21 protein-coding genes are annotated in these 24,486 nt (G+C 70.4%); 6 read left to right on the top strand and 15 right to left on the bottom strand.

Annotated features, from left to right (window positions below; all coding sequences use genetic code 11):
• Positions 1–69 precede the first annotated feature (69 nt).
• The 12 genes from KOL93_RS08760 to KOL93_RS08705 are packed head-to-tail and all read right to left on the bottom strand — an operon-like array spanning position 70 to position 14,693.
• Positions 70–1,389: an allantoate amidohydrolase gene (locus KOL93_RS08760; RefSeq protein WP_221584955.1), complete on the bottom strand. Its 1,320-nt coding sequence runs from the start codon at positions 1,387–1,389 to the stop codon at positions 70–72.
• Positions 1,386–2,612, bottom strand: coding sequence for a pyridoxal-phosphate-dependent aminotransferase family protein (locus KOL93_RS08755; protein ID WP_260406154.1), 1,227 nt, complete (start codon positions 2,610–2,612; stop codon positions 1,386–1,388). Before KOL93_RS08755 ends, KOL93_RS08760 begins: the two co-directional genes overlap by 4 nt.
• Positions 2,609–4,201 (bottom strand): AtzH-like domain-containing protein, encoded by a 1,593-nt coding sequence (locus tag KOL93_RS08750; protein WP_221584954.1) that lies wholly within the window; start codon positions 4,199–4,201, stop codon positions 2,609–2,611. Before KOL93_RS08750 ends, KOL93_RS08755 begins: the two co-directional genes overlap by 4 nt.
• Positions 4,198–5,331 carry an acetamidase/formamidase family protein gene (locus KOL93_RS08745; protein ID WP_221584953.1) on the bottom strand — a complete coding sequence of 378 codons (1,134 nt, stop codon included), beginning with the start codon at positions 5,329–5,331 and terminating at the stop codon, positions 4,198–4,200. Before KOL93_RS08745 ends, KOL93_RS08750 begins: the two co-directional genes overlap by 4 nt.
• The gene (gene allB, locus KOL93_RS08740) at positions 5,331–6,722 is read right to left on the bottom strand and encodes an allantoinase AllB (protein ID WP_308291585.1); all 1,392 of its coding nucleotides are present in this window, start codon (positions 6,720–6,722) and stop codon (positions 5,331–5,333) included. The genes KOL93_RS08745 and allB overlap by 1 nt, the downstream gene beginning before the upstream one ends.
• A 43-nt stretch (positions 6,723–6,765) precedes the next feature.
• Positions 6,766–7,497, bottom strand: coding sequence for an aspartate/glutamate racemase family protein (locus tag KOL93_RS08735; protein WP_221584951.1), 732 nt, complete (start codon positions 7,495–7,497; stop codon positions 6,766–6,768).
• Positions 7,498–7,549: 52 nt separating this feature from the next.
• Positions 7,550–8,530, bottom strand: coding sequence for an ornithine cyclodeaminase family protein (locus KOL93_RS08730; RefSeq protein ID WP_221584950.1), 981 nt, complete (start codon positions 8,528–8,530; stop codon positions 7,550–7,552).
• Positions 8,527–9,735, bottom strand: coding sequence for an amidohydrolase family protein (locus KOL93_RS08725; protein ID WP_221584949.1), 1,209 nt, complete (start codon positions 9,733–9,735; stop codon positions 8,527–8,529). Before KOL93_RS08725 ends, KOL93_RS08730 begins: the two co-directional genes overlap by 4 nt.
• Complete coding sequence (locus KOL93_RS08720; RefSeq protein WP_221584948.1) at positions 9,732–11,276, bottom strand: ABC transporter substrate-binding protein; 1,545 nt, start codon at positions 11,274–11,276, stop codon at positions 9,732–9,734. Before KOL93_RS08720 ends, KOL93_RS08725 begins: the two co-directional genes overlap by 4 nt.
• 14 nt (positions 11,277–11,290) lie before the next feature.
• Complete coding sequence (locus KOL93_RS08715; RefSeq protein ID WP_221584947.1) at positions 11,291–12,889, bottom strand: dipeptide ABC transporter ATP-binding protein; 1,599 nt, start codon at positions 12,887–12,889, stop codon at positions 11,291–11,293.
• Entirely contained in the window at positions 12,886–13,779 is an 894-nt protein-coding gene (locus KOL93_RS08710; protein WP_221584946.1) for an ABC transporter permease, read from the bottom strand. Before KOL93_RS08710 ends, KOL93_RS08715 begins: the two co-directional genes overlap by 4 nt.
• Positions 13,776–14,693: an ABC transporter permease gene (locus KOL93_RS08705; RefSeq protein WP_221584945.1), complete on the bottom strand. Its 918-nt coding sequence runs from the start codon at positions 14,691–14,693 to the stop codon at positions 13,776–13,778. Before KOL93_RS08705 ends, KOL93_RS08710 begins: the two co-directional genes overlap by 4 nt.
• 181 nt (positions 14,694–14,874) lie before the next feature.
• Here KOL93_RS08705 and KOL93_RS08700 point away from each other — a divergent pair, with 181 nt between their 5' ends.
• The 4 genes from KOL93_RS08700 to pucL all read left to right on the top strand — a co-directional run bounded on the left by KOL93_RS08700 (position 14,875) and on the right by pucL (position 17,389).
• A complete protein-coding gene (locus tag KOL93_RS08700; RefSeq protein WP_221584944.1) occupies positions 14,875–15,567 on the top strand; it encodes a GntR family transcriptional regulator in 693 nt (230 codons plus the stop codon).
• Positions 15,568–15,634: 67 nt separating this feature from the next.
• On the top strand, positions 15,635–16,153 hold the full coding sequence (uraD, locus tag KOL93_RS08695; protein WP_221584943.1) for a 2-oxo-4-hydroxy-4-carboxy-5-ureidoimidazoline decarboxylase: 519 nt from the start codon (positions 15,635–15,637) through the stop codon (positions 16,151–16,153).
• The gene (gene uraH, locus KOL93_RS08690) at positions 16,153–16,473 is read left to right on the top strand and encodes a hydroxyisourate hydrolase (RefSeq protein WP_221584942.1); all 321 of its coding nucleotides are present in this window, start codon (positions 16,153–16,155) and stop codon (positions 16,471–16,473) included. The genes uraD and uraH overlap by 1 nt, the downstream gene beginning before the upstream one ends.
• Position 16,474: 1 nt before the next feature.
• Complete coding sequence (pucL, locus tag KOL93_RS08685) at positions 16,475–17,389, top strand: factor-independent urate hydroxylase (RefSeq protein WP_221584941.1); 915 nt, start codon at positions 16,475–16,477, stop codon at positions 17,387–17,389.
• Positions 17,390–17,445: 56 nt separating this feature from the next.
• Here the strand turns inward: pucL and mmsB are convergent, their stop codons facing one another.
• The 3 genes from mmsB to chvE all read right to left on the bottom strand — a co-directional run bounded on the left by mmsB (position 17,446) and on the right by chvE (position 21,449).
• Entirely contained in the window at positions 17,446–18,669 is a 1,224-nt protein-coding gene (mmsB, locus tag KOL93_RS08680) for a multiple monosaccharide ABC transporter permease (RefSeq protein WP_221584940.1), read from the bottom strand.
• Positions 18,666–20,213 (bottom strand): multiple monosaccharide ABC transporter ATP-binding protein, encoded by a 1,548-nt coding sequence (gene mmsA / locus KOL93_RS08675; protein WP_221585120.1) that lies wholly within the window; start codon positions 20,211–20,213, stop codon positions 18,666–18,668. Before mmsA ends, mmsB begins: the two co-directional genes overlap by 4 nt.
• Before the next feature lie 84 nt (positions 20,214–20,297).
• Entirely contained in the window at positions 20,298–21,449 is a 1,152-nt protein-coding gene (gene chvE, locus KOL93_RS08670; RefSeq protein ID WP_221584939.1) for a multiple monosaccharide ABC transporter substrate-binding protein, read from the bottom strand.
• Between the two features lie 244 nt (positions 21,450–21,693).
• Between chvE and KOL93_RS08665 the strand changes: the two genes are divergently transcribed.
• Together KOL93_RS08665 and KOL93_RS08660 are read left to right on the top strand one after the other, a co-directional pair.
• The gene (locus tag KOL93_RS08665) at positions 21,694–23,220 is read left to right on the top strand and encodes a sugar ABC transporter ATP-binding protein (protein ID WP_221584938.1); all 1,527 of its coding nucleotides are present in this window, start codon (positions 21,694–21,696) and stop codon (positions 23,218–23,220) included.
• A 2-nt stretch (positions 23,221–23,222) separates the two neighbouring features.
• Positions 23,223–24,479, top strand: coding sequence for an ROK family protein (locus KOL93_RS08660; protein WP_221584937.1), 1,257 nt, complete (start codon positions 23,223–23,225; stop codon positions 24,477–24,479).
• Positions 24,480–24,486 lie beyond the last annotated feature (7 nt).

Here is a 24,486-nt window from a genome sequence, read left to right as displayed (position 1 = left end):
TCCGATCATGTCGCGCACGACGGCCGATCACAACGCGAGAGCAGCGGCTGCCTCGGCAGCGCGCTCGGGCTACGCGGCCACTTCGGCGCCCCGGTGGGCGACCGCCTCCGCGAACGCGCGCAGGCCGGTCGCGACATCGGCGGCGCTCACCGCCTCATCGGGGTGGTGGCTGATGCCGTCGGGGTTGCGGAGGAACAGCATGCCGACGGGGGTGACGGATCCGATCGCCATGCCGTCGTGGCCCGCGGGGCTGAACAGCGTGATCGGATCCTCGGCATGCGCCGGGAGGGTGGATCCGATGCCTGCCCGCATCACATCCTGCAGCAGCGGGTCGCAGAACATCGCCGGCGCGGAGTGTACCTCGCGGGCGCGCCAGCGCAGACGGCGGCGGCCCATGATGTCGTCGAGGTCATGGCTGATGCGTTCCCAGACGGTATCGCGCGCGCCGTCGAACTCGCCGCGCAGGTCGAGACTGAAGCGCGCCTCGCCCGGCACGACGTTGACGGCGCCGGGGAACGCCTCGAGCTGCCCGACCGTGCCGATGATGTGATGCTCGCCCGAGCAGATCCGCTCGACGGCGAGGGCCGCTTCGCTGGCGCCGAGGAGCGCGTCGCGGCGCATGTCGTAGGGGGTGCCGCCCGCGTGCCGGGCCTCGCCCTCGACGACGACCTGGAAACGGCGCGCCGACGCGATCGACGACACGACCGCCAGCGACTCCCCGCGACGATCGAGCTCGGGCCCCTGCTCGATGTGCGCTTCGAGGTATCCGACGAGTTGCTCGCTCGTGCGCGCCGCCTCGCCGATGCGTCCGGGGTCGAGGCCGAACTCGCGATACGCCTCGCGCAGCGTGATGCCGTCGTCGTCGGCGAGCTGCCACCAGTCCTCGTCCCACTCCCCCGCGACGGCGGAGGATCCGAGGAGCGCCTTGCCGAAGCGCGTTCCCTCCTCGTCGCTGAAGGCGGCGACCTCGATGCCGAACGGGAACGGGCTGTACCAGACGCCGTCGTCGCCGCCGGGCACGCGCAGCAGGCGCGCGAGCTCGATGCCCATGAGCACGCCGAGGATCCCGTCGAAGCGCCCCGCGTCGATGACCGTGTCGAGGTGGGATCCGAGCATGAGCGTCGGCGCATCGCGGTCGGCCGCGGGCAGCACCCCCAGCTGGTTGCCTGCCGCGTCGAGGCGCGTCGTCATGCCGACTTCGCGCATCCACTCGGCCGCGAGCCGATTGACGCGCGCGTGCTCGGGCGACAGGTAGACGCGGGTGATCTGGCCGTCGTCTGCCGAGACGCGCGCGAGCTCGTCGCAGCGGCTCATGATGCGGCGCGCAGCGGTCGCAAAGGCCCCGGGCGGGATGTCGGCGAGGCGCCCGAGCGCGGCAGCGGGCGTCATGCGGCGGCTCCGCGGAAGACGTCGGCCGCTGCGGCGACACCGCCGCCGGCGGGCACCGAGATGTATCGCCGGAGCACCTGCTCGAGCGCGGCGAGGGTCGTGAGGACCGCGTCCTTCCGCGCGTTGTAGCCCATCGTGCCGATGCGCCAGACGCGGCCATGCAGCGGACGGAACGACGTGCCGATCTCGATCGCGAAGTCGTCGAGCATCGCCTGCCGCGCCTCGTCGCCGGGGACGCCGTCGGGGATCTCGACGGCGACGACGTTGTTCATCTTGTGCGCGACGTCGCCGAAGACCGCGAGCCCGAGCCCCTCGACACCCGCGAGCATCGCGCGCCCCGCGGCCTCGTGGCGCGCGATGACCGCGTCGCGCCCCTCAGACAGGAGCACGGCCGCGCACTCGCGTGCCGCATAGAGCATGCTCGTCGCCTCGGTGTGATGGTTCAGGCGGCGCGGGCCCCAGTAGTCGATGATCATGCCGAGGTCGAAGTAGTTCGAGCGCACGAAGTCGGCGGCGCTCTCGTCGCCGATCTCGCGGATTCCGGCTTCGATGCGCCTGCGCGATCCGATCACCTCGACGGCGCGCTCCGAGAGCGTGATCGGGGCGGATCCGCTGGGCCCGCCGAGGCACTTCTGCAGGCCCGCCGTGGCCGCATCGAGGCCCCATGCGTCGGCCTCGAACGCATTGCCTCCGAGCGATGCGGTCGCGTCGGAGTAGAACAGCACGCCGTGCTTCTGGCAGATCGTGCCGATCTCGTCGAGCGGCTGGTTCATCGTCGTCGAGGTGTCGCCCTGCACCAGGGCGAGCAGCGTGGGCTTCACCCGCGCGACGGCCTCCTCGATCATCGACGTCGGCACGATCTGCCCCCACGGCACCTCGATGCGGTGGACGTCGGCCATGGCGCGCTCGGCGATCTCGGCGAGCAGGTGACCGAACCGGCCGAAGATGGGCACGAGCACCTTCTCGCCCGGGCGCACGAGCGACGTGATGGCGGCTTCGATGCCCGCGCGCGACGTGCCGTCGACGAGGAACGTCTGCTCGTTCTCGGTCGCCCACACCTCGCGGTAGAGGCGCTGCACCTCGCCCATCGCGTCGGTCATGAAGGGGTCGTACTGGCCGACGAGGGGCGAGGACATCGCCCGCAGAACGCGGGGGTGCGCCGAGATGGGGCCGGGCCCCATGAGGAGGCGGTGGGGCGGTTCGAGCGGGGCGATGTGCGTCATGCGGAGGTTCCTTCGACGGATGCGGCGAGCTCTCGCCCCAGGCGGACCAGTGCGATGTCGGTCTCGGCACGCGACGCGACGCAGATGCCGACGGGCGCCGGGCCGAGCTGCGACGGCGTCGTGAGGAGCGGAATCGACAGCGCGGGGATGCCGGCGACGGCGACAGGCGTTGTCATACGCAGCGTGGCCGTGCGCACGGCGTCGACCTTCGCGCCGTCGGACGTGCGCATCGGCGCGGGCCCCGGGACGGTCGGGATCAGCAGCTGCGCATCCGCGACGAGGACGTCGAGGCGCTGCGTGAGCGGCCCCAGCGCAGCCCGGCTCTGCTCCTCGTCCTCGGTCGTGACACGGGAGGCGGCGCGGAAGCGCGCGTCGATGGCCGGCCCCAGCGCTCCGGGGTGCTCGCGGATCCACTCGCCGTGGTTGCGCCAGGCTTCGGCGGCCTGCACGAGGCGGAACGGCTCCTGGTAGTCAGCGAGCGCGCCGATGTCGACCCGTTCGAGGGGGGCGTCGAGCGCATCGAGGAACAGCTCGAACGCCTCGCGCGTGGCGGGCTCGAGCATCGCGAGCGCCTCGTTCGGCACCCGGAATCGCCACGGCAGATCGGATCCGGATTCTCCGTAGACGCGCTCGGTCGAGTCGGATCCGCCGTAGGACAGGCACCAGTCGGCGACCTTCTGGAGCGTGCCGCCGTCGCGCGTGATCCAGCCGATCGTGTCGAAGGACTGCGCGAGGGGCAGCAGGCCCGCGCGGGGCACGAGACCGTGCGTCGTGCGCAGGCCCCAGAGCCCCTGATACGACGCGGGGACGCGGATGGATCCGGCCGTGTCGGTCGCGAGGCCGATGTCGGCTTGGCCGGTGGCGACCGCGCTCGCGGGCCCCGACGAGGATCCGCCGGGGAGGGCTCCGGGCACCGCCCCGTTGGGCGGCGTGCCGTAATGCGCGTTGTCGCCGGCGACCGAGTAGGCGAACTCGTCGGTGCGGGCGATGCCGCGCAGCGAGGCGCCCGCTCGCAGCAGATCCGTGACGGCCGGGGCCGTGCGCGGCTCGGACGCGACGGTGTCGAGGTAGGTGGGGTTGCCGGCGCCGATGGGGTAGCCCTGGATCGCGAAGAGGTCCTTGACGGCGACGGTCATGTGCGCGAGCGGCCCGCTCCGCTCCTCATGGAGAAGCGGATCGCCCACGGTGCGCCACATCGCCCGGTTGAGCGGCTGCGGCCGCCCGGACACGTGCGCCGACGTGATGCGCCAGCCGTCGGGCGTATGCCGCCACACCTGCGTCTGCAGGCCGCGTCCGCCGATGCGGAACAGCGAGACGGAGACGATCAGCGCCGTGTCGTCGGAGAGCGCGCGGTATTCGATCCGCTCGATGTCGCGAGCGGGAACGCCGCCGCGGAGGCCGCGGAACGCGCTGATCGCCTCGTGCCCCACAAGGAGGCCCGCGTCGTCGCCGCGCATCGTGCGCGGGTCGTCGAGGAACCAGCGGTCGAGCTCGTCGAGGTCGTTCGACATGATCGCTCGCTCGTAGGCGAGGAACGCGTCGAGGAGGTCGGCGGGAACATCGGCCGCCCCGGGGATCTCGTGGGTCATGCGAAGTCGGCCTCTCGGATGCGGGCGTGCACACCGCAGGTGATGTCGACCACCTGCGAGATGTCGAAGTCGGTCGCGGCCGACAGATAGGCGTAGGCGAGGTGCTCGTCCATGCCCCAGCGTGCGCCGATGAGGTCGATGGCCGCGCGCACGGCCTTGCGCATGGCCTCGTCGAGATCGGGGTCGAGGCCCGTCGGCACGAGGTACTCGGGGGTGCGCACAAGCGGCCCTGTCAGCTCGCCGAACTCTCGCCGTGCCTCGGCTGCGGGAACGACGTCGAACGTGAGGGTCGCGCGCAGCGACGCCTCGAGCGCGGTGAGGGCGACCTCGCCGTCGCCCTGTGCGAAGTGCGGGTCGCCGACATACGCCAGGGCACCCGCGACCTGGACGGGGAGGAACAGCTGCGTGCCTTCGACGAGCAGCCTGATGTCGATGTTGCCGCCGAACTCGCTCGGCGGCACGGAGTGCGGGCGCTCGTCGCTCGCGGGAGCGACGCCCATCGTGCCGAGGAACGGCGCGAGCGGGAACGCCACGTCGCGGGCGGATCCCTCGGTGCGCGGGAGCGTGCCGACGAGCCGGCCGGCCCGCTCCTCCACGGCGGCGAAGACGCTGACGGTGGATCCGTCGCGCGGGAGCTGCCCCGGCAGCGCGCCTTTGCCATGTCGGTTGCTGATGACACCGTAGGGGACCCGCGGCGTGAGGCGATCGACCGTGATGCGCAGGAGGTCGCCGGGATGCGCGCCCGAGACGTGAATCGGGCCCGTGACGACGTGCGGGCCGTCGGCGAGGGGGTCGCGCGGGCTCGACGCGGCGATCTCCGCCGCGTCGTCGAGCACGGCATGATCGGGGACGCCGTGGGCGGCGAAGAAGGCTCGCGGATCCTGCCCCTGATCGGGAAGGACGCCCTCGTGGCTGACCGTGTCGATGACGACCTGGTCGCCCGACGCGATCGCGAGCACGGGCGCGTCGGCCTGACACGGCAGGCGGCCCCAGAGCACATGCGCGGGCTCGGCGCTCAGGTAGGTCGCGCCGGCGGGGATGTCGGCGTGCGGCTGGAGGATGGGCAGGTCGGCGAACGCCGGGACCTCGTCGCCCGTGCCGTACCTGTTGTGCGCGATCTCGGCGGCCATCACCCGACCTCCGGCGCCGGCAGCGTGCCCAGTCCGAGCTGGACGTACCCCTCGAGAGCCCCCTCGTCGTCGGGGAACACCTCGCGACCCGACCGCGAGAGGACTCCCTCGCCGCGCGCGTAGACGCACTCGCCGTTCAGGTAGGTGCGGACGACGGCGCCCGTGAGCTCGGCGCCGACCCACGGCGACACCTTGCTGCGGTACTCGAGATCGCTTTCGGCGAGCGTGTGCGCGGCCTCGGGATCGAAGACCGCGAGGTGCGCAGGAGCGTCGCGTTCGATCGCGCCGCGCTCGAGGCGCACGATGCCCGCGGGCCCCGTGGTGAAGAGCGGCAGGATCTGCTCGAGGTCGACGCCCCGGCGTCTGGCCTCGGACCACACGACCGCGAGCCCCGTCTGCGCGCCCGAGATGCCGCCCCACGCGGTGCCGAGGTCGGGATCGTTCTTCAGCTCGGCCGTCGCCGGCGAGTGGTCGCTGACGATCGCGTCGATCGTGCCGTCGAGGACGCCCCGCCAGAGCACGTCCTGGTTCTTCCCGTCGCGGATCGGCGGGCAGCACTTGAACCGCCCCTGCCCGTCCGGCACGGTCGCGTCGTCGAGCGCGAGGTAGTGCGGGCACGTCTCGATCGTGATCCTGACGCCGTCGGCCTTCGCCTGACGCACGACGTCGAGCGTCTCGGCGGCCGAGACGTGGACGATGTGCACGCGCGCGCCCGTGCGACGCGCGGCCTCGACGACGAGCTTCACCGCCTCGACCTCGGCCTCGGGAGGGCGCGAGGCGACGAAGTCGGCGAACACGGATCCGGATGCCTCGCCCAGGTGCGCCTCGAGCTCGGCGTGTGCGATGAGAAGGCCGTCGTGCGACACCAGCTCGGTGAGCGCCTGCTCGACCTGCGCGCCGTCGAGATGGCCGAACTCGTCGATGCCGCTGGGAGCGAGGAAGCACTTGACGCCCACGACGCCCGCATCGAGCAGCGCGCCGAGTGAGCCGAGATTCTCGGGCACGGCGCCGCCCCAGTAGGCGAGGTCGACCGCGAGCTGCCCCGACGCCGCCTGCCGTTTGGCGCCGAGCGCCTCGGGCGTCGTCGTCACGGGGATGGAGTTGAGCGGCATCTCGACCACCGTCGTGACACCGCCCGCGGCCGCGGCGGCCGTACCCGTCGCGAAGCCCTCCCACTCGGTGCGGCCCGGCTCGTTGAAGTGCACGTGGGTGTCGACGAGGCCGGGCAGGAGGACATGCGCATCGTCGACGACGACATCCGCCTGATCGTCGAAGCGGCCGATTCCGCTGATGCGGCCGTCGGCGATGCGCACCGTGGCAGGCCGGAAGGACCCGTTCACGAAGGCGCGCCGGGCGGCGATGGACGTCGATGTCGGAGCGTCTGCTGTCACGGCTCCCACGGTACTTGCGACGTGTGACATTCGAACGCCCCGGTCACGCATCCGCGAGCGCCGCCGGCTCGCGAGTGGGCGGGGCGGCGTACTCCTGGCGCTTGCTCGTGCCGATTCCCGCCCTCGCCATCGCGAGTGCGACCCCCGTCGCCGCGGCGACGCCGTCGACGACGGGGACGTCGAGCCGCGCACGCAGCGTCGTCGTCAGCTCGGCCATCCCCGCGCACCCGAGCACGATGACGTCGGCGCCATCGTCGCGGACGGCGCGCTCGCACCACGCGAGCACCTCCGCGACCGCGTCCGCGCCGGCGCGCTCGAGTTCGAGGACGGGGATCTCCGTGCCGTGCACCGCCGCGCACGCCTTCTCGAACTCGTATCGCGCGAGCAGATCCTTCGCCCGGCCGATCGTGCGCGAGAGCGTCGTGATGATGGCGAACCGGCGCCCCGCCACCGCCGCGAGATGCATCGCGGCTTCCGCGATGCCGACCACGGGGACGTCCACGAGCTCACGAGCCGCATCGAGACCGGGGTCGCCGAAGCAGGCGACGACGTACGCGTCGCTGCCGCCGGACGCGAGGTCCTCCTGGACGAGGCGGGCGACGGCGCGCGCGGCGGCGATCTCGTCGTTGTGCGACTCGACGGCGTCCGGCCCCTGCCCCGGTGCGGGGCAGACGGCGACGATCTCGACCCCCGGCCCAGCCGCCTCGCGGGCGGCGGCGGCGACCGCGTCGGTGAACGCGCGTGAGGTGTTGGGATTGATGGCGGTGATGCGCATGGCGGGTACCTGCTTCGTGGAATCGGCGGACGGGCGGGACGGGGAGCGCCGCTCAGCCGCTCAGGTCGATCTCGTGGCCGATGCCCTGAGCGCGCGCGGCGCGCACGAGCAGGTCGGCGATCGCGAGATCCTGGGCGCCGATGCCGACGGAGTCGAACAGGGTGACCTCGGCGTCCGATCCGCGTCCGCGACGCTGACCCGCGAGCACCTGGCCGACGGTGCCCACGACGTCGGACAGCGCGACCCGCCCTTCCGCGACGGCGAGCAGGAGATCGCCGGATTTGGTCTCGGCCGTCGCCATGTCGTCGACCCAGATCGCGCCGCGGGCCATCGTGTCCCCGTCGACCTCGCGTTCGTCGGGACGCGGGCGCGCGCCGACGATGTTCAGGTGCTGGCCTGGCCGCACCCATTCCCCCTGGACGATCGGAGCGGTCGATGGGGTGAGCGTGCACACGACGTCGGCGGCGGCGAACACCTGCTCCACCGTGCCCACGACGTCGACGTCGAACCCCGGGGCGTCCGCGGCGAGCGCCTCCGCACGCGCGGCGGTGCGCGACCACACGACGACGCGATCGAATGCGCACGTGCCGCGCATCGCGTGCAGATGCTCGCGGGCGAGCGCGCCGGCGCCGACGAGACCCAGCACACGGCTGTCGGGCCGGGCGAGCGCCCGCGTGGCCACGGCGCTCGCGGCCGCGGTGCGCACGCGCGTCGGCACTCCCCCGTGCAGCACAGCGAGCGGTTCTCCGTCGCGCCGACTGACGACCAGGATCGTCGAGCGCTGCGTGGGCAGGCCGCGCGCCGCGTTCTCCGGCACATCCGCGAGCAGCTTCACCGCCGCGGTCCCCGTCGCATCCGAGGCCGCCGACATGAGCACGTACCGGCCCGTGTCGGCGGCCGTCTGCATCGACGTGGGCGCCGGCTGCGACGCCGCCCCTTTGGCGATCTCCTCGAACATCAGCCCGACGGCGTCGACCGTCGCGCGCCGATCGACGAGCCCCTCCAGCTGAGACGCGGTGAGGACGAGCGTCATGCGCCCGCGCCCACGAGTTCGAGCCCGTCGGCCACCACGACGCCGCGATGGAGCACCGTGCGGTCGGGGTCGCGGTCCATCACGGCGGCGGTCACCGTGTCGCCCGCCACCAGCACGAGATCGGCGGGATCTCCCACGGCGAGGCCCGGTCGATCCTCCACCCCGGCGAGCGTCGGCGCGGTGCCGAGGACCGCACGGCCTCCCATCGTCGCGATCGCGACGGCGTGTTCGATGTGGTCGTCTCGACGGAAGCCGTTCGTGAACGCCAGCTGCCACGTGCGGTCGAGCATGTCGCAGTTGCCGTAGGGCGACCAGTAGTCTCGCTGCCCGTCCTGTCCGAGCCCCAGCCGGATCCCGTGCTCGGCGAGGAGCAGCGTGGGCAGCGACGTCGTCGGGGCGATGGTGGCCATCGCGACGTCCCATTCGCGGAACTGCTCGAGCAGAGGTCGCAGCTCGGCTTCCGGGAGCTTCCCGAGTCCGTAGCCGTGCGAGATCGTGACGCGTCCGCGCATGTCGAGCGCACGGATCCGCTCGAGGATCAGCTCGGTCGAGAACTTCGCGAGCTGGTCGGGCTCATGCAGGTGGATGTCGATCGGCGCGTGGAAGCGCTCGGCGAGGTCGAACACGATGTCGAGGTGCTTCGCGGGGTCGCGATCGAGCGCGCACGGATCGATGCCGCCGACGACGTCCGCGCCGTTCTCCATCGCCCGCGCGAGCACGTCGGCGGATCCGTCCTCGCGCAGGAGGCCGGCCTGCGGGAACGCCATGATCGTGACGTCCGCCCGCTCGGCGTGCGTCTCCTTCGCCGCGAGCACGCCGTCGAGCTTCTCGAGCCCGGTGTCGACGTCGACCTGCGCGTAGGTGCGGACCTGCGTCGCGCCGCGGGCGATCATCCGCCCCAGCGTCTCGGTCGCGCGCCACGCGATGCTCTCCTCCGCGTCGCGCCAGTGGTTCCGGTCGTTGAGCATCATGTTCCACACGCCGGGTGCGCCGGTGTGGGGCCGGAAGGGCAGCCCGATGCGCGAGGAGTCGAGATGCACGTGCACATCGCTGAACGAGGGCAGGAGGATCCGTCCGCGGCCGTCGACCGTGTCGGGCGAAGCCGACCCGGTCCCGGCGGGGAGGATCTCGGAGATCCTCCCCTGCGAGATCAGCACGTCGGAGCGCTCGCCGCCCCAGGGTCGAACGTCGGCCAGAAGCGTCATTCGAAACTCGTCTCGTGGAAGTCGAACTGGCCGTCGGCCCGCGGGGTGAACTGCAGCGCCGGGTCGGTCGCGAAGCTGTTCATCGGAACATACAGCGGCACGAAGTACCCCTCGTCGTTGCTGTACTGCAGCAGCTCGCGGAACACCGCCTCGCGCTCCTCGCCGACGACACCGCGCTGCTCGACCGCGAGCTCCGCGGTGCGCGGATCCTGCGCGTAGTTGTTGTTGCCGTCGGGCTCATAGAAGTCGGTCAGCGGCAGGTCGCCGTCGACGGTCGAGGGCGCCCAGGTGTTGAGGTAGATGCCGGTGAACTCCTTGTTGCGCACCTTCAGGGTGTGGCTCTCCTGGTCGGAGCCGTTCATCTGCACGGAGAATCCGACATCCTCGAGAGAGGCCTGCACGGTCTGCGCCACCTCCGATGACAGGGGGATCCGCCCGTCTGTCGCGTAGTCGAAGTCGATCGTCGCCCCGGAGTACCCGGCCTCATCGAGCAGCTCCTGCGCGCGATCGGGGTCGTACCCGGTATCGGTGACCTCGTCGGAGAATCCCTCGACGGCGGGCGCGAGCATCGCGGTGGCCGGCTCGGCGAGGCCCATCAGCAGGCTGTCGGAGATCGCCTCCTTGTCGATGGCCAGCGACACCGCCTCGCGAACCAGCGGATCCGCCAGCGGGCCCTGCGTCGAGTTCACCCCGAGGAAGACGACGCCGTTCGACAGCTCGGAGTGCACCTGCGCCTGCGCGCCGTCCTCGACGCTCGACACCTGCGTGGGCCCGATCTGTGCGACGTCGAGGCTGCCGGACAGCACGCCGTTCACGCGCGACTCGTCGGAGGCCACGGGCTGCATCGAGATCGACTCGATCGCCGGCGCCTGCCCCCAGTAGTCGTCATTGCGCGCGAGGTCGTAGGCGACGCCCTTCTGCACGCTCTCGAACACGTAGGGGCCGGATCCCACGGGATCCTGCGCGAACGCCGACGCGCCCATCTCCTCGTACGTGTCGGCGGGCACGATCGAGATCAGCGACGTGTTGCGCGGGAACGCCGAGAACGGCGCCGTCAGGTGGAACCTCACGGTGTGCTCGTCGACGGCCTCGACGGACGCGAGCGAGCTGAGGTATGCGTGATTCTCGCTCGCCGGGTCTCCGAGGATCGTTTCGTAGGAGAACACCACGTCCTCGGCCGTGATGGCCTCGCCGTTGCTCGCCGTGACGCCCTCGTTCAGCACGAAGTCCCACTGCGTGACGTCGTCGTTGGGGGTCCACTCCTTCGCCAGGCGGGATTCGAGGTCGCCCTCGGGCGTGATCGTGACGAGCTGGTCGAAGGTGTGGAAGAACACCGACAGCACGACGAGCGACCCTGACTGCAGGGGATCCATCGATGTGGGGTCGGTGGGCAGGGCGGCGACGATGGTCGTCGGCGCACCACTGCTGTCGCCCGATGCGCTCTCGGCGTCGTCGAACCCTCCGGCGCATGCGGTGAGCGCGAGGCCGCCGAGGGCGATGAGAGAGCCGGCCGCGAGCAGGCGGCGTCTGGTGCGGATCATGAGTCCTCTTTCGATCAGGAGCGGAGTGAGAGCGGTGCGGGGATGCGCGGCACGGCGTCGAGCAGTGCGCGCGTGCGGGGGTGCTGTGGGTCATCGAAGATGTCAGCGGTGGCGGCCTCCTCGACGACGCGGCCCTGCTCCATCACGACGACCCGGTCGGCGATGTTGCGGATGACCCCGAGGTCGTGGGAGATGAAGAGGTAGCCGAGGCCGTGAGTGCGCTGCAGGTCGTCGAGCAGCTCGAGCACCTGCGCCTGGATCGACACATCGAGCGCGGAGACCGGCTCGTCGAGCACGAGCAGACGCGGGTGCAGCGCGAGCGCGCGAGCGATGCCGACGCGCTGCCGCTGGCCGCCCGACAGCTGGCCGGGGGTGCGCTGCGCGAAGCTGTCGTCGAGTCCGACATCGGCCAGCAGACGTCGGACGCGCTCCGGCTGATAGGACCGCCGGATCCGCAGGGGCTCCGCCACGATGTCGGCCACGGTGAGGCGCGGATCGAGAGCCGAGTACGGATCCTGGAAGACGAGCTGCGCGCCCTCTCGCTGGCGGGCGCTGCGGGCCGCGAGCGACAGCGCGACCTGCTCGCCGCCGATGGCGACGACCCCGGACGTCGCGGGATGGATCCCGAGGATCGCCCGCGCGAGCGACGACTTCCCGCAGCCGGATTCGCCGACGATCGCGACGGTCTCGCCCGCCTCGACGCGCACCGAGACGCCGTCGACGGCGCGCACAGGGGTTCCGCGCGGGCCCGGATACTCGACGACGATGTCGTCGGCGCGCAGGGCGAGATCGGGCGAGCCGGACTGCGGCGAGCGCGACGGCTCCATCGCCTCGGGTCGTGCCGCAAGCAGGCGCTCCGTGTAGACATCGCTCGGGTCGTGCAGCACCGACAGCGTCTCGCCGCGCTCGACGATGCGCCCGTCCGTCATCACTGCGATCCGGTCGGTGTGCTGGGCGACGAGGCCCAGATCGTGCGTGATCAGCACGAGAGCGCTGCCCGTGCGGTCCCGCACCTCGTCGATGAGATCCATCACCTGCGCCTGCACGGTGACGTCGAGCGCCGTGGTGGGCTCGTCGGCGATGAGAAGCACGGGGTCGTGCGCCATCGCCATCGCGATCATGGCGCGCTGGCGCATGCCGCCTGACCACTGGTGCGGACGCGTGACCGCACGCTCAGCGGCATCGCGGACGCCCACGGCCGTGAGGAGCTCGAGTGCGCGCCCCCGCGCCTGCCGACGGGAGAGCTGCGGCTGGTGCACCCGCACCGCGGTCGCGACCTGCGCCCCGACCGACCGGAGCGGGTCGAGCGCGGACATCGGATCCTGGAACACCATGGCCGCGGCTCGCCCGCGGATCCTGCGCATCCGCCGTTCGTCGAAGGTGGTGATGTCCTGCCCGTCCAGCGTGATCGTGCCGGCGACACGACGCACGCCGGCCGGGAGCAGGCCCATCGACGCGAGCATGGTCAGGCTCTTGCCGGAGCCCGACTCCCCGACCACGCCGAGCGCTTCGCCGGGGGCCACCTCGAGGGACACTCCGCGGACGAGGGTGCGGGGACCGCTCGCCCCCGTCGCCTCGATCACGAGGTCGTCGATCGTGAGCACGCTGGTCATGACATGCCTCCCCGGCGCAGGAGGACTCCGCGGCCCTCGGCGGTGAACTGGTGGCTGAGGAACTGGGCACCCGCGACCGCGAGGAACATCGCGAGCCCGGGGAGGATCGAGATCCAGGGGTCGGTGCCGAGGTGCTTCTGACCGTCGAAGATCATCCCGCCCCAGCTCGGAATGGGCGGCTGCACGCCGAGGCCGAGGTACTCGAGCGAGGACTCGAGCAGCACGATCGTCGAGATGTCGGTGACCGCGATGATCAGGGTGTGCGGCCAGACGTTGGGCACGATGTGGTGGACGAGCACCCAGGCCGTGTCGCCGCCCTGCGTCAGGGGCGAGACGACGAAGTCCTGTCGCCGCAGGGACGCGGTCACGTTCCGCGTGACGCGGGCGTATCCGACCCACCACGTGCAGCCGAGCACGAGGATCGTGAGCCCCGCGCTCGGGCGGAGGACGGCGCAGATGGCGATGAGCAGCAGCACGACCGGCATCGCGAGGGTCACGTTGCTCATCACCGACACGACGTTCTCGATGCGCCCGCCGAAGTAGCCGGCGAACACGCCGACGGCGGTGCCGATGACCGCGTTCATGCAGACGATCGCGAGCGTGATCCCGAGCGTCACGGATGTCGCGAGCGAGAGCCGATCGAACAGGTCGCGACCGAGCGCGTCGGTTCCGAGCGGATGAGCCGGATCCTCCAGGGGCGCGAGCAGCACCGACGACAGATCCTGCGCCATGGGAGCGAACCCCGGCAGCAGCGGGGGCACAGCGGCGAGCAGGGCGACGGCGGCGAGCATCACGACGCCGACGATGGCCGAGGGGGTCAGGCGCATCCGCGGTCGACGCGTGGCGACGGCCGAAGATTCGGCGAGGGGAGCGGAGATCTGCGCGGTCATGCGGCGGCCGTCCTCGGGTCGATGCGGAACACGAGCATGTCGACGAGGGTGTTCACGACGATGAACATCAGCGCGACGAACAGCAGCCCGGCCTGCACGATCGGGAAGTCGCGCTGGCTCACCGCGTCGGTGAGTAGCTGGCCGAGACCCGGCCATGCGAAGACGACCTCGACGACGACCGTGCCCCCGAGAAGACCGCCGAGGTTGAGCCCGGCCATGCCGAGCACGGGCAGCAGCGCGTTGGGCAGCATCTGCGTGACGAGGATCGCCTCGCGGCGCCTCCCCTGCGCGAAGGCCGTGCGCACGTAGTCGAGCCCGGCCTGCTCGCTCAGGGCCGCGTCGAGCAGACGCAGGTACATCACGAACTGACCGGTCGTGAGGGTGAGCACCGGGAGCACGAGGCTCTCCGGGCTGGTGCGGCCGAGCGAGGGCAGGACCCCGAGCATCACCGCGAACACGAGCACGAGCAGCAGGCCGAAGAAGAAGTCGGGCACCGACTGGCGGAGCGCGCCGCACCAGTTGGCGATCGCACGCAGAGCGCGGCTGCCGGTCAGCTGGATGAGCAGCGCGACGACGAGGGCGAGCGCGAAGCCGATGACGAACGACCACAGGGCGAGTTCGAACGTCGCGGGAAGCCGCTCGAGCACGAGGCCGAGCGCAGGCTCACGCAGGCGGTAGGAGTCGCCGAAGTCGCCGACGACGATTCCTCCGAGCGTCGCGAGGTACTGGACGAGAAGCGGGCGGTCGAACCCCAGGGTGCTGTTGAGCGCCGCGACGTCGTCGGCCGTCGCGCTGTCCGGCAGCAGGAGGGCCGCGGGTTCGCCCGTCGCGCGGCCGAGTGCGAAGGCGATCGTCGCGACGAGGAAGATCGTCACGAGCGCCAGCACGAGTCGGCGGAGGAGATAAGCGGTCACGAGAAGTGACGTTAGGGGCCCGCACAGCCGGATCCGGCCCGCGTAATCCGTTCGTCACAGAAGCCTTACCGTGGTGTCATTTTTGAATACCAAACAGCGCCATTTGAGTCCGACATGTGACACTTTGACTTGTTTGGCATGCCATACCGGCGGAACGAGCCCCGCCTGCGAAGATTCCCGCATGACTCCGGAGACCCCGTCTGGGCTTCCCGCCCGCATCGCCCACCATCTGCGCGAGCAGATCATCACGGGCGAGATCGCCATGGGCGCGCGCCTCAACGAGCGCGACATCGCCGAGCGGCTGCAGGTGTCGCGGATCCCCGTCCGAGAGGCGCTGCCGATTCTCGAAGCGGAGGGCTTCGCGGTGTCCCGCCCGCGCCGGGGCTCCATCGTCCACACCTTCACGCTCGCCGACGCCCGCGAGGTGTTCGACCTCCGCCGTCAGCTCGAACCGCTCGCGGCGGGCTTCGCCGCAGATCGCGCCGCCGACGGCGCCGACACAGCCCGTCTTCTCGACGCTCTGCAGAATGCGCACGCCGACGCGAGCGATCCCCCGCCCTCCACGCGGAACTCCGATCTCCACGACGAGATCCTGGCCCTCTCCGGGCATGCGCTCCTCCAGCGCATGAGCGGACTGCTGAGCGGACGGGTGCGCTGGCTGTTCCGCCTGACGCCCGAGCGCGACACCCCGTCGATGTGGCGCGAGCACAAGGACATCGTGGACGCCGTCGTCGACGGACGGCGCGAGCTCGCCACGATGCTGATGGCCGCACACGTCGAGCGCGCCGCTGTCGAGTCGCTCCCCCTGCTCGTCGACCGTCTTCCCGCCGAGGCGCCCGCGCCGCGGCGACGCCGGGGAGCATCGCGCGCGTGACGGGTCCCGCGGCCCCCTTCTGGCGCCCGCAACACACGGGAAACGATCCCGCGGTTAGCCTGGGCGCGTGCTCATCGCCGAATTCAACCAGCTTCCTGCCGACGAGGCTCGAGAGATCGTGCGCGTGTGGGCCGACGTGCCCGCGTGGACCCGTGCGATCGTCGAGGCTCGCCCGTTCGACGCCGTCGAGGACCTCGAGGATCTCGCCGGCCGCCTCGCGAAGGAGTGGACGGAGGACGACGTCGACGCCGCCCTCGCGCACCACCCGCGCATCGGCGACCGCGTCACCGCAGAAGGCGCGAACGCCGACCACTCGCGGCACGAGCAGTCGGCCGTGCAGCGGGCCGCCGACGACATCGTGCAGCGCATCGCCGACGGCAACGCGGCGTACGAGGAGAGGTTCGGTCGGGTCTTCCTCATCCGCGCGGCGGGCCGCTCCCCCGAGGAGATCCTCGCCGAGCTCGAACGCCGCCTCGAATCCGATCCCGAGACCGAGTGGCACGAGGCCGCGTACCAGCTCGCGCAGATCGCGCAGCTGCGCCTCGAGGACGCGATCGACGACGACGCCACGCCGGAAGCACCCTGATGCCGCACCTCACCACGCACGTTCTCGACGCCGCGCAGGGCGCGCCCGCCCCGGGGATCCGGCTGTCGCTCACCGCGGTCGACGGAACCGCGATCGCCGACGGCGTCACCGACGACGACGGGCGCGCGGGCCTCGGCCCTGACGTCCTCGATCCGGGCGACTACACGCTCCGCTTCGAGACACGCGCGCACTTCGAGGCGCGCGGCATCGACGCCTTCTACCCGTTCGTGACGGTCACGTTCACGGTCTCCGACGATCGGCACTGTCACGTGCCGATCCTCCTCAGCCCGTTCGCCTATTCCACCTACCGAGGGAGCTGACATGAGCGACGTCTCCGTGCGTCTGGGGCCGAACAAGTACGGCAAGGCCGAGGTGCGCCTCGTGCGCATCACCCGCGACACCGCGCGCCACGAGATCGCCGACCTCAACGTCACCTCGCAGCTGCGCGGCGACCTGGCCGACTCCTTCCTCTCAGGCGACAACGCGAAGATCATCGCGACCGACACCCAGAAGAACACGGTGTTCGCGTTCGCGAAGCTCCACGGCGTGCGCTCCCCCGAGCAGTTCCTGCAGACCCTCGCGGATCATTTCACGAGCGAGTTCGACTGGATCGACGGCGGACTGTGGCAGGCCGAGCAGTACGCGTGGGATCGGATCGCCTCCGGCGGCCCGGGCGAGGATCACTCGTTCGTCCGCAACGGGCGGGCGACGCGCCTCGCCGCGGTGCAGGTCGCGAGCGGCGAGACGCACGTGACGGGCGGCGTGAAGGATCTCATGGTGCTGAAGTCGACCGGATCCGAGTTCTCGGGCTACCCCAAGACCGAGTTCACGACGCTGCCCGAGACGGACGATCGCATCATGGCGACGAGCGTGACGGGTCGCTGGCGCTACCTGCCGGAGGCCGTCGAGGCGGGCATCGACTACAACGGTCTCTACGACGAGGTGTGCCAGGTGCTGCTCGACCGCTTCGCCGACGTGCACTCGCTCGCGCTGCAGCAGACCCTCTACGAGATGGGGAAGGCGGCGATCGCGGCCCGCCCCGAGCTCGCGGAGATCCGCTTCACGATGCCGAACGCGCACCACTTCGTGTACGACCTCGCGCGCTTCGGCCTCGAGAACGCCGGCGAGGTCTTCATCGCCGACGACCGCCCCTACGGCCTCATCGAGGGCACGGTCATCCGCGACGGCGTCTCCGACGCCCCGGCCGCCTGGCAGGACCTGCCCGCCTTCATCTGACGCAGGAAGGCCCTGGATCCGCCATTCGGAACCAGGGCCTTCTCACGCGCGTCAGATCAGCGCGCGACGCCCGCGCGGCGCTTGTTGTAGATGTCGAAGGCGACCGCGAGCAGCAGCACGAGTCCCTTGACGATCTGCTGCGCCGACTGCGGCCAGCCCATCAGCGACATGCCGTTCGACATGACGGCCATGACGAGGCCACCGACGAGGGCGCCGGTCACGCGGCCGACGCCGCCCGTCGTCGAGGCGCCGCCGATGAAGCAGGCCGCGATGACGTCGAGCTCGAACATGTTGCCCATGCCGGGCTGGGCGCCGTTGGATCGCGCGGAGAAGACCGCCGCGGCGATGCCCGTGAGGAAGCCCATGTTCACGAAGATCCAGAAGTTCATCTTCACGACGTTGACGCCGCTGAGACGCGCCGCGGCGAGGTTGCCGCCGACCGCGTAGACGCGACGGCCGAACACCGTGCGGTTCGTGACCACCTGGTAGACGAGCACGAGCACGCCGAGGATGACGAGCACGATCGGGAAGCCGCGGTTGTAGGCGAGCGCGAAGGCGAACGCGAGCACGACTGCGGCGACCGCGACGAGCTTGATGATGAACAGCGGCATCGACTCGACCTGCTGGTGGTACTCGACGCGGGCCCGGCGGTCGCGGAACTGGATCGCGACGAAGCCGATGACGGCGAGGACGCCGATGAGCATCGTGAAGACGTCGATCGTCTGCGGCTCCGCGAGGAGCCCCTGCCCCTGCCCGACCGTGATCTGCCCGAAGATCCCGTCGATGAATCCGGAGGCCGACTGGCGGTACTCCATCGGGAACGGCGAGAGCGACACGTTCTCGAGCACGAGCCAGGTGAGCCCGCGGAACATCAGCATGCCGGCGAGCGTCACGATGAACGCGGGGATGCCGACGACCGCGACCCAGAAGCCCTGCCAGACGCCGACGATGATTCCCGTGATGATCGCGGCGAGGATGCCGACCCACCAGGGCATGCCCATCTTGATGACGGCGACGGCGGAGACCGCCGAGGCGAATGCGAGCACGGATCCGACGGAGAGATCGATGTGCCCCGCGACGATCACCATGATCATGCCGAGCGCCATGATGAGGATGTGCGCGTTCTGCAGCACCAGGTTCGTCACGTTCTCGGGCGCGAGGAGCGTGCCGTTCGTGAGGATCGTGAACAGGACGATGATCGCGACGAACGCGATGTAGATACCGGAGGTGCGCAGGTTGCGGGTCAGCAGGTCCTTCGCCTCCACGAACACGTTCGTCATGCCGCGGTCTCCTTGTCGTTCTCGATCGTCATGAGTGTCATGAGCTCTTCCTGCGTCGCCTCGGACGCGTCCATCTGTCCGGTGATCCGCCCGTAGGCGAGTGTGTAGATGCGGTCGCTGATCCCGAGCAGCTCCGGGAGCTCGCTCGAGACGACGATGATCGCCTTGCCCTCGTCGGCGAGCCGCTGGATGATCTCGTAGATCTCGTACTTGGCCCCGACGTCGATGCCGCGCGTCGGCTCGTCGAGGATGAGGACCTCGGGATCCGAGAACAGCCACTTCGACAGCACGACCTTCTGCTGGTTGCCGCCCGAGAGGGTGCCGACGTTGTGCATGACCGTCGGCGTCTTGATGCCGAGGCTGCGACGGTACTCCTCGCTGACCTTGATCTCCTCGTTCGCGTTGATGAGCGAGGCTGAGTTGCTGATCTTGTCGAGCGCGGCGGCCGTGATGTTCGTCCGAATGTCGGTGACGAGGTTGAGGCCGTAGTGCTTGCGGTCCTCGGACACGTAGGCGAGCCCGTTGTCGATCGCCTCCGTCACGGTGCGGGTCGAGATCTCCCGACCGTGCAGGAACACCCGTCCCGAGATGTCGCGGCCGTAGGCGTGGCCGAAGACGCTCATCATGAACTCGGTGCGTCCCGCGCCCATGAGGCCCGCGATGCCGACGATCTCGCCGGCCCGGACCGAGAGATTCGCGTCGTCGACGACGACGCGTCCGGCCTGGGTCGGGTGGTAGGCCGTCCAGTTCTCGACGCGGAAGATCTCCTCGCCGATCGTCGGCGTGTGATCCGGGAAGCGGTTGTCGAGAGAGCGGCCGACCATGGCCCGGATGATCCGGTTCTGCGAGGCGTCGGGGGCGTGCATGTCGAGCGTCTCGATGGACTCGCCGTCGCGGATCACGGTGGTGTTGTCGGCCACGGCCTCGATCTCGCCGAGCTTGTGGCTGATGATGATCGACGTGATGCCCTCGTCGCGCAGCTGACGCAGGAGCCCCAGGAGGTGCTCCGAGTCGTTGTCGTTGAGGGCGGCCGTCGGCTCGTCGAGGATGAGGAGCTTGACGTCCTTCGTCATCGCCTTCGCGATCTCGATGAGCTGCTGCTTGCCGACGCCGAGCTGGCCGACGAGCGTCGTCGGGTTCTCGTGCAGGCCTACGCGCTCCATGTACTGCGCGGCCTCGTGGTTCGCCTGGTTCCAGTCGATGATCCCGCCGCGCTGGCGCTCGTTGCCGAGGAAGATGTTCTCGGCCACCGAGAGGTGCGGGACGAGCGCGAGCTCCTGATGGATGATCACGACTCCCTGCTTCTCGGAGTCGCGGATCGAGTGGAACTCGACGGGACGTCCTTCGAGCAGGATATCCCCGCCGTAGCTGCCGTGCGGGTAGACGCCCGACAGCACCTTCATGAGGGTGGATTTGCCGGCGCCGTTCTCGCCGCAGATGGCGTGGATCTCGCCGCGCTCGACGTGCAGGTCGACTCCCTTGAGCACCTTCACGCCGGGAAAGTTCTTGGTGATGCTGCGCATCTCGAGGATGGCGTCGGACATCATGACCCCTTCTGTGGGATTCGATCAGGACGGACGCCCGCCCGGTCGCTCTCGCGCCGGGCGGGCGTCGTCGGCCCGCGGGAGTTACTCCGCGACGCCCGCCTCGACCTCGGCCTCGGTCCAGTAGTCGGTGTCGATGAGCAGTTCGGTGATGTTGTCCTCCACGACGATGTCGGACTCGAGCAGGAACGACGGCACGACCTTCTCGCCGTTGTCGTACGTCTCCGTGTCGTTCGCCTCGGGCTCCTCGCCGGTCGCGTACGCGTCGGCCGCCTCGACGGCCTCGGTCGCGAGCTTGCGCGTGTCCTTGAAGATCGTCGCGAACTGCACGCCGTCGCTGATCATCTTGACCGAGCCGATCTCGGCGTCCTGACCGGAGACGACGGGCAGGCCGTCCTCGATCGAGTTGCCGTAGCCGGCGTTTCGGAGGGCCGTGATGATGCCGCGGGAGATGCCGTCGTAGGGCGACAGCACGCCGTCCAGGGGCTCGGATCCGCCGCCGTACGTCGACGTGAGCAGGTCCTCCATGCGCTTCTGCGCCGTGGCCTGGTCCCAACGCAGGGTGGCGACCTGGTCCATCTCGGTCTGGCCGGATCCGATCGTGAGGCGGCCGTCGTCGAGGTAGGGCTGGAGCGTGTCCATCGCACCGCCGTAGAAGAAGCCGGTGTTGTTGTCGTCGGGCGAGCCGGCGAACACCTCGATGGTCTTCTCCTCGTCGAGGCCGGTCTCCTCGTAGTTCTCGTCGAGGTAGCCGAGGCCGCGCAGGAGCGACTGCGCCTGCTGGACGCCGACCTGGTAGTTGTCGAACGTCACGTAGAAGTCGACGTCCTCCGTGCCGTTGATGAGGCGGTCGTAGGAGATGATCGGGATCCCCTTCTCGGCGGCCGAGCTGAGCTGGCTGGCGAGGGCGGTGCCGTCGATCGACGCGACGATGAGGATGTCGGCGCCGTTCGTGATCATCTGCTCGATCTGCTGCTGCTGCGTCGGGATGTCATCGTTCGCGAACTGCAGATCGACCTCGTAGCCCTTCTCCTCGAGCTGCGACTCGACGGCCTCGCCGTCGGCGATCCAGCGCTCGCTCGTCTCGGTGGGCATCGCGACGCCGACCGTGACGTCCTCGGCGCCGCCGTCTCCGCCGCCTTCCGATCCGCCTGCTCCGCCGGAGCAGGCGGCCAGGCTCATTCCCAGTGCGATGGCGCCGGTGACGCCGAAGATCCGCAGACCAGTTCGCTTCATTGCTGTGTCTCTCTTCGTTGAAAGGGGAGCGCTCCCACGGTGCTGCGCGAGCTGGTGCTCGCGGCATCGATCGGGACCGCGGTGTCCGATGCGGCGATGTGCCGCGTGTCGTGCAGACTACATATTGACGAGCCTGCGGACAAATTGCAATCACGTACGATAACGATGCGGACACACGGTCGTTCCGTCGGCCCGCGGGCCCACTGCGCCATGCGATTCAGAGAGGAACGCAGCCCACACCGCCATGTCCGAGCCCATCCTCCGCGTCTCCGGGATCACGAAGAGGTTCCGCGGTGCGACCGCGCTCTCGAGTGTGTCACTCGACGTGCTGCCGGGCGAGGTGCACGCGATCTGCGGCGAGAACGGGGCCGGCAAGTCCACCCTCATGAACGTCCTGAGCGGCGTCCACCCTGCGGGAACCTACGACGGATCCGTCTGGTTCGCCGGGCGCGAGACCGCCTTCCGCTCGATCAGCGACAGCGAGGCCGTGGGCATCGTCTTCATCCACCAGGAGCTCGCGCTCGTGCCGACGCTGTCGATCGCCGAGAACCTCTTCCTCGGCAACGAGGTCACCCGCCACGGCGTCATCGACTGGGTGCGCACGAACGCCCGCGCCGCCGAGCTCCTGGAGCGCGTCGGGCTCGACGAGGCGCCGACGACGCGCGTCTCCGAACTCGGCGTCGGGGGCCAGCAGCTCGTCGAGATCGCGAAGGCGCTCGCGAAGGACGTCGACCTCCTCATCCTCGATGAGCCGACCGCCGCGCTCAACGACGCCGACTCGAACCGCCTTCTGGGGATCCTCGAGCAGCTGCGGTCCCAGGGGATCACGTGCCTGCTCATCAGCCACAAGCTCCACGAGGTGCTGCGGATCGCCGACCGGATCACGGTGATCCGCGACGGAGCGACGATCGAGACGATGCGCACGGACGATGCCGAGACCGACGAGGCCCGCATCATCCGCGCGATGGTCGGCCGGGACATCGATGCGCTCTTCCCGCCGCGCGAACACGAGATCCGCGACGAGCTGCTCCGCATCGAGCACTGGTCGGTGCGCCATCGGACGGATCCGACCCGGCTTCTGGTCGACGACGCAAACCTGTCCGTGCGTTCGGGCGAGATCGTGGGCCTCGCGGGCCTCATCGGCGCGGGGCGCACCGAGCTCGCCATGAGCATCTTCGGGGAGTCCGCCGGGACCGACGTCACCGGTTCCGCGTTCAAGAACGGCGAGGAGATCTCCCTGCGTTCGGCCCGCGACGCGATCGCGCACGGGATCGCGTATGCGACGGAGGATCGCCGCACCTACGGGCTGAACCTGCTCGGCGACATCCAGACCAACGTGTCGGCAGCAGGTCTCTCCCGCCTGTCGCGCGCAGGGCTGGTCGACCAGTTCCGCGAGCACAAGGTCGCCGACGCGTACCGCTACAAGCTCAACATCAAGGCGCCCAGCGTGGCGACGCCGACGGGCGATCTGTCCGGCGGCAACCAGCAGAAGGTCGTGCTGTCGAAGTGGATGTTCGCGAACCCCGATGTGCTGATCCTCGATGAGCCGACGCGCGGCATCGACGTCGGCGCACGCTACGAGATCTACGGCGTCATCAACGAGCTCGCGGCGCAGGGCAAGGGCGTCATCGTGATCTCGTCGGAGCTGCCCGAGATCATCGGACTCTCCGACCGGATCTACACCGTCTGCGAGGGGCGGATCACGGCCGAGATCGACCGCGACGACGCGACGCAGGAGCTCCTCATGCGACACATCACCGAGGGGAGCTGAGTGTGCCCGTGGACCACAAGGACGCCGCGCACGATCGCCCCCTCGCACCGTGGGCCATGGCGCCGCCCCGCACGACGGGGTCGCGCACGACGAACGAGGAGGTGCGGCAGCAGAACCTGTCGACCGTCCTCCGCCTCGTGCACGTCGAGGGATCCCTCTCGCGCTCGCACATCGGCACCGAGACCGGACTGAATCGCTCGACGGTCACCGCCCTCGTGACCGAGCTGCTCGAGCTCGGCGTCGTGCGCGAGACGCAGACGGCGCCGACCGGACGCGTCGGGCGCCCCTCGCTCGGCGTCGCAGCCGAGGGGGACGTCGTCGCGCTCAGCATCGTCGCGGAGCCCGATGCCGTCACCGTGGCCCTCGTCGGACTCGACGGATCCATCCACTCGCGCGTCCGACACGACCTCGCCAGCGCGCCCAGCCCGCGGAAGTTCGCCCAGATCACCGCGTCGCTCGTCGACGGGATGCGGGCCGACATCGAGCGCCACTACCGCCTCGTCGGCGCCGGCCTCGTCGTGCCGGGGCTCGTGGATCCGACCGGCACCGTGCTGTTCGCCCCTCCCCTCGGCTGGAAGCGCGAGGCGATCTCGGCCCGCCTCGAGAACGCGCTCGGCGTCCGCGTCGCCGCCGGCAACAACGCGAGCATCGGCGCGATGGCGGAGGCCCGCTTCGGCATCGGACGCGGCACCGACAACCTGCTGTACCTCACCGGTTCCCGACACGGCATCGGCGGCGGGCTCATCTTCGACGGCACCCTGCTGCGCGGCACCTCGGGGTTCGCGGGCGAGCTCGGCCACACCGTGGTCGTCCCGCGCGGCGCGAAGTGCGCGTGCGGACGTCGCGGCTGCCTCGAGGCCGAGGTGAACCCCGCCCGGATCCTCGAGCTCCTCGGGCGCCGCAAGCTCGATGAGGACGAGCTCGACATCGAGCTGGGCGTCGTGCGCGATTCGGCCGTGGCGGCCGAGCTCGCACGGCAGGTCGATGTCCTCTCGGTCGCGCTCACGAACTTCGTCAACGCCTTCGCGCCGGAGACCGTCGTGCTCTCCGGCTACCTCGGCGTGCTGCTCGAGACGAGCCGCGAGCGGCTCTCGCAGGCCGTCCGCGTCGACCCCGTCGGCGCCGACAACCGCGCGATCCGCCTCGAGCGCGCTCGTATGCGGTCGCGCCTCATGCAGATCGCGCCCGCCGAGCTGGCCTTCGCCCCGCTGCTCGCGGATCCGGCCGGGCTGGCGCCGACGCTCGCCCGGCCCCGGTGACGCCGCC

It is taken from the genome of Microbacterium salitolerans, from assembly GCF_019720895.1.
In the GTDB taxonomy this organism is placed as follows: domain Bacteria; phylum Actinomycetota; class Actinomycetes; order Actinomycetales; family Microbacteriaceae; genus Microbacterium.
Note: the sequence above shows the minus strand (reverse complement) of the source record. Positions and strands in the feature narration are given on the sequence as shown.

Bases quoted from the DNA above. Each gene is read 5' to 3' on its own strand.
- KOL93_RS08725 (WP_221584949.1), bottom strand. From the start codon at position 9,735: ATGACGCTTCTGGCCGACGTTCGACCCTGGGGCGGCGAGCGCTCCGAC.
- KOL93_RS08665 (WP_221584938.1), top strand. From the start codon at position 21,694: ATGTCCGAGCCCATCCTCCGCGTCTCCGGGATCACGAAGAGGTTCCGC.
- uraH (WP_221584942.1), top strand. From the start codon at position 16,153: ATGCCGCACCTCACCACGCACGTTCTCGACGCCGCGCAGGGCGCGCCC.
- mmsA (WP_221585120.1), bottom strand. From the start codon at position 20,213: ATGTCCGACGCCATCCTCGAGATGCGCAGCATCACCAAGAACTTTCCC.
- KOL93_RS08745 (WP_221584953.1), bottom strand. From the start codon at position 5,331: ATGGCCGCCGAGATCGCGCACAACAGGTACGGCACGGGCGACGAGGTC.
- KOL93_RS08700 (WP_221584944.1), top strand. From the start codon at position 14,875: ATGACTCCGGAGACCCCGTCTGGGCTTCCCGCCCGCATCGCCCACCAT.
- KOL93_RS08760 (WP_221584955.1), bottom strand. From the start codon at position 1,389: ATGACGCCCGCTGCCGCGCTCGGGCGCCTCGCCGACATCCCGCCCGGG.
- KOL93_RS08710 (WP_221584946.1), bottom strand. From the start codon at position 13,779: ATGACCGCGCAGATCTCCGCTCCCCTCGCCGAATCTTCGGCCGTCGCC.
- KOL93_RS08750 (WP_221584954.1), bottom strand. From the start codon at position 4,201: ATGACCCACGAGATCCCCGGGGCGGCCGATGTTCCCGCCGACCTCCTC.
- KOL93_RS08730 (WP_221584950.1), bottom strand. From the start codon at position 8,530: ATGACGCTCGTCCTCACCGCGTCTCAGCTGGAGGGGCTCGTCGATCGG.
- KOL93_RS08755 (WP_260406154.1), bottom strand. From the start codon at position 2,612: ATGACGCACATCGCCCCGCTCGAACCGCCCCACCGCCTCCTCATGGGG.
- KOL93_RS08715 (WP_221584947.1), bottom strand. From the start codon at position 12,889: ATGACCAGCGTGCTCACGATCGACGACCTCGTGATCGAGGCGACGGGG.
- KOL93_RS08735 (WP_221584951.1), bottom strand. From the start codon at position 7,497: ATGCGCATCACCGCCATCAATCCCAACACCTCACGCGCGTTCACCGAC.
- chvE (WP_221584939.1), bottom strand. From the start codon at position 21,449: ATGAAGCGAACTGGTCTGCGGATCTTCGGCGTCACCGGCGCCATCGCA.
- mmsB (WP_221584940.1), bottom strand. From the start codon at position 18,669: ATGACGAACGTGTTCGTGGAGGCGAAGGACCTGCTGACCCGCAACCTG.
- KOL93_RS08720 (WP_221584948.1), bottom strand. From the start codon at position 11,276: ATGATCCGCACCAGACGCCGCCTGCTCGCGGCCGGCTCTCTCATCGCC.
- pucL (WP_221584941.1), top strand. From the start codon at position 16,475: ATGAGCGACGTCTCCGTGCGTCTGGGGCCGAACAAGTACGGCAAGGCC.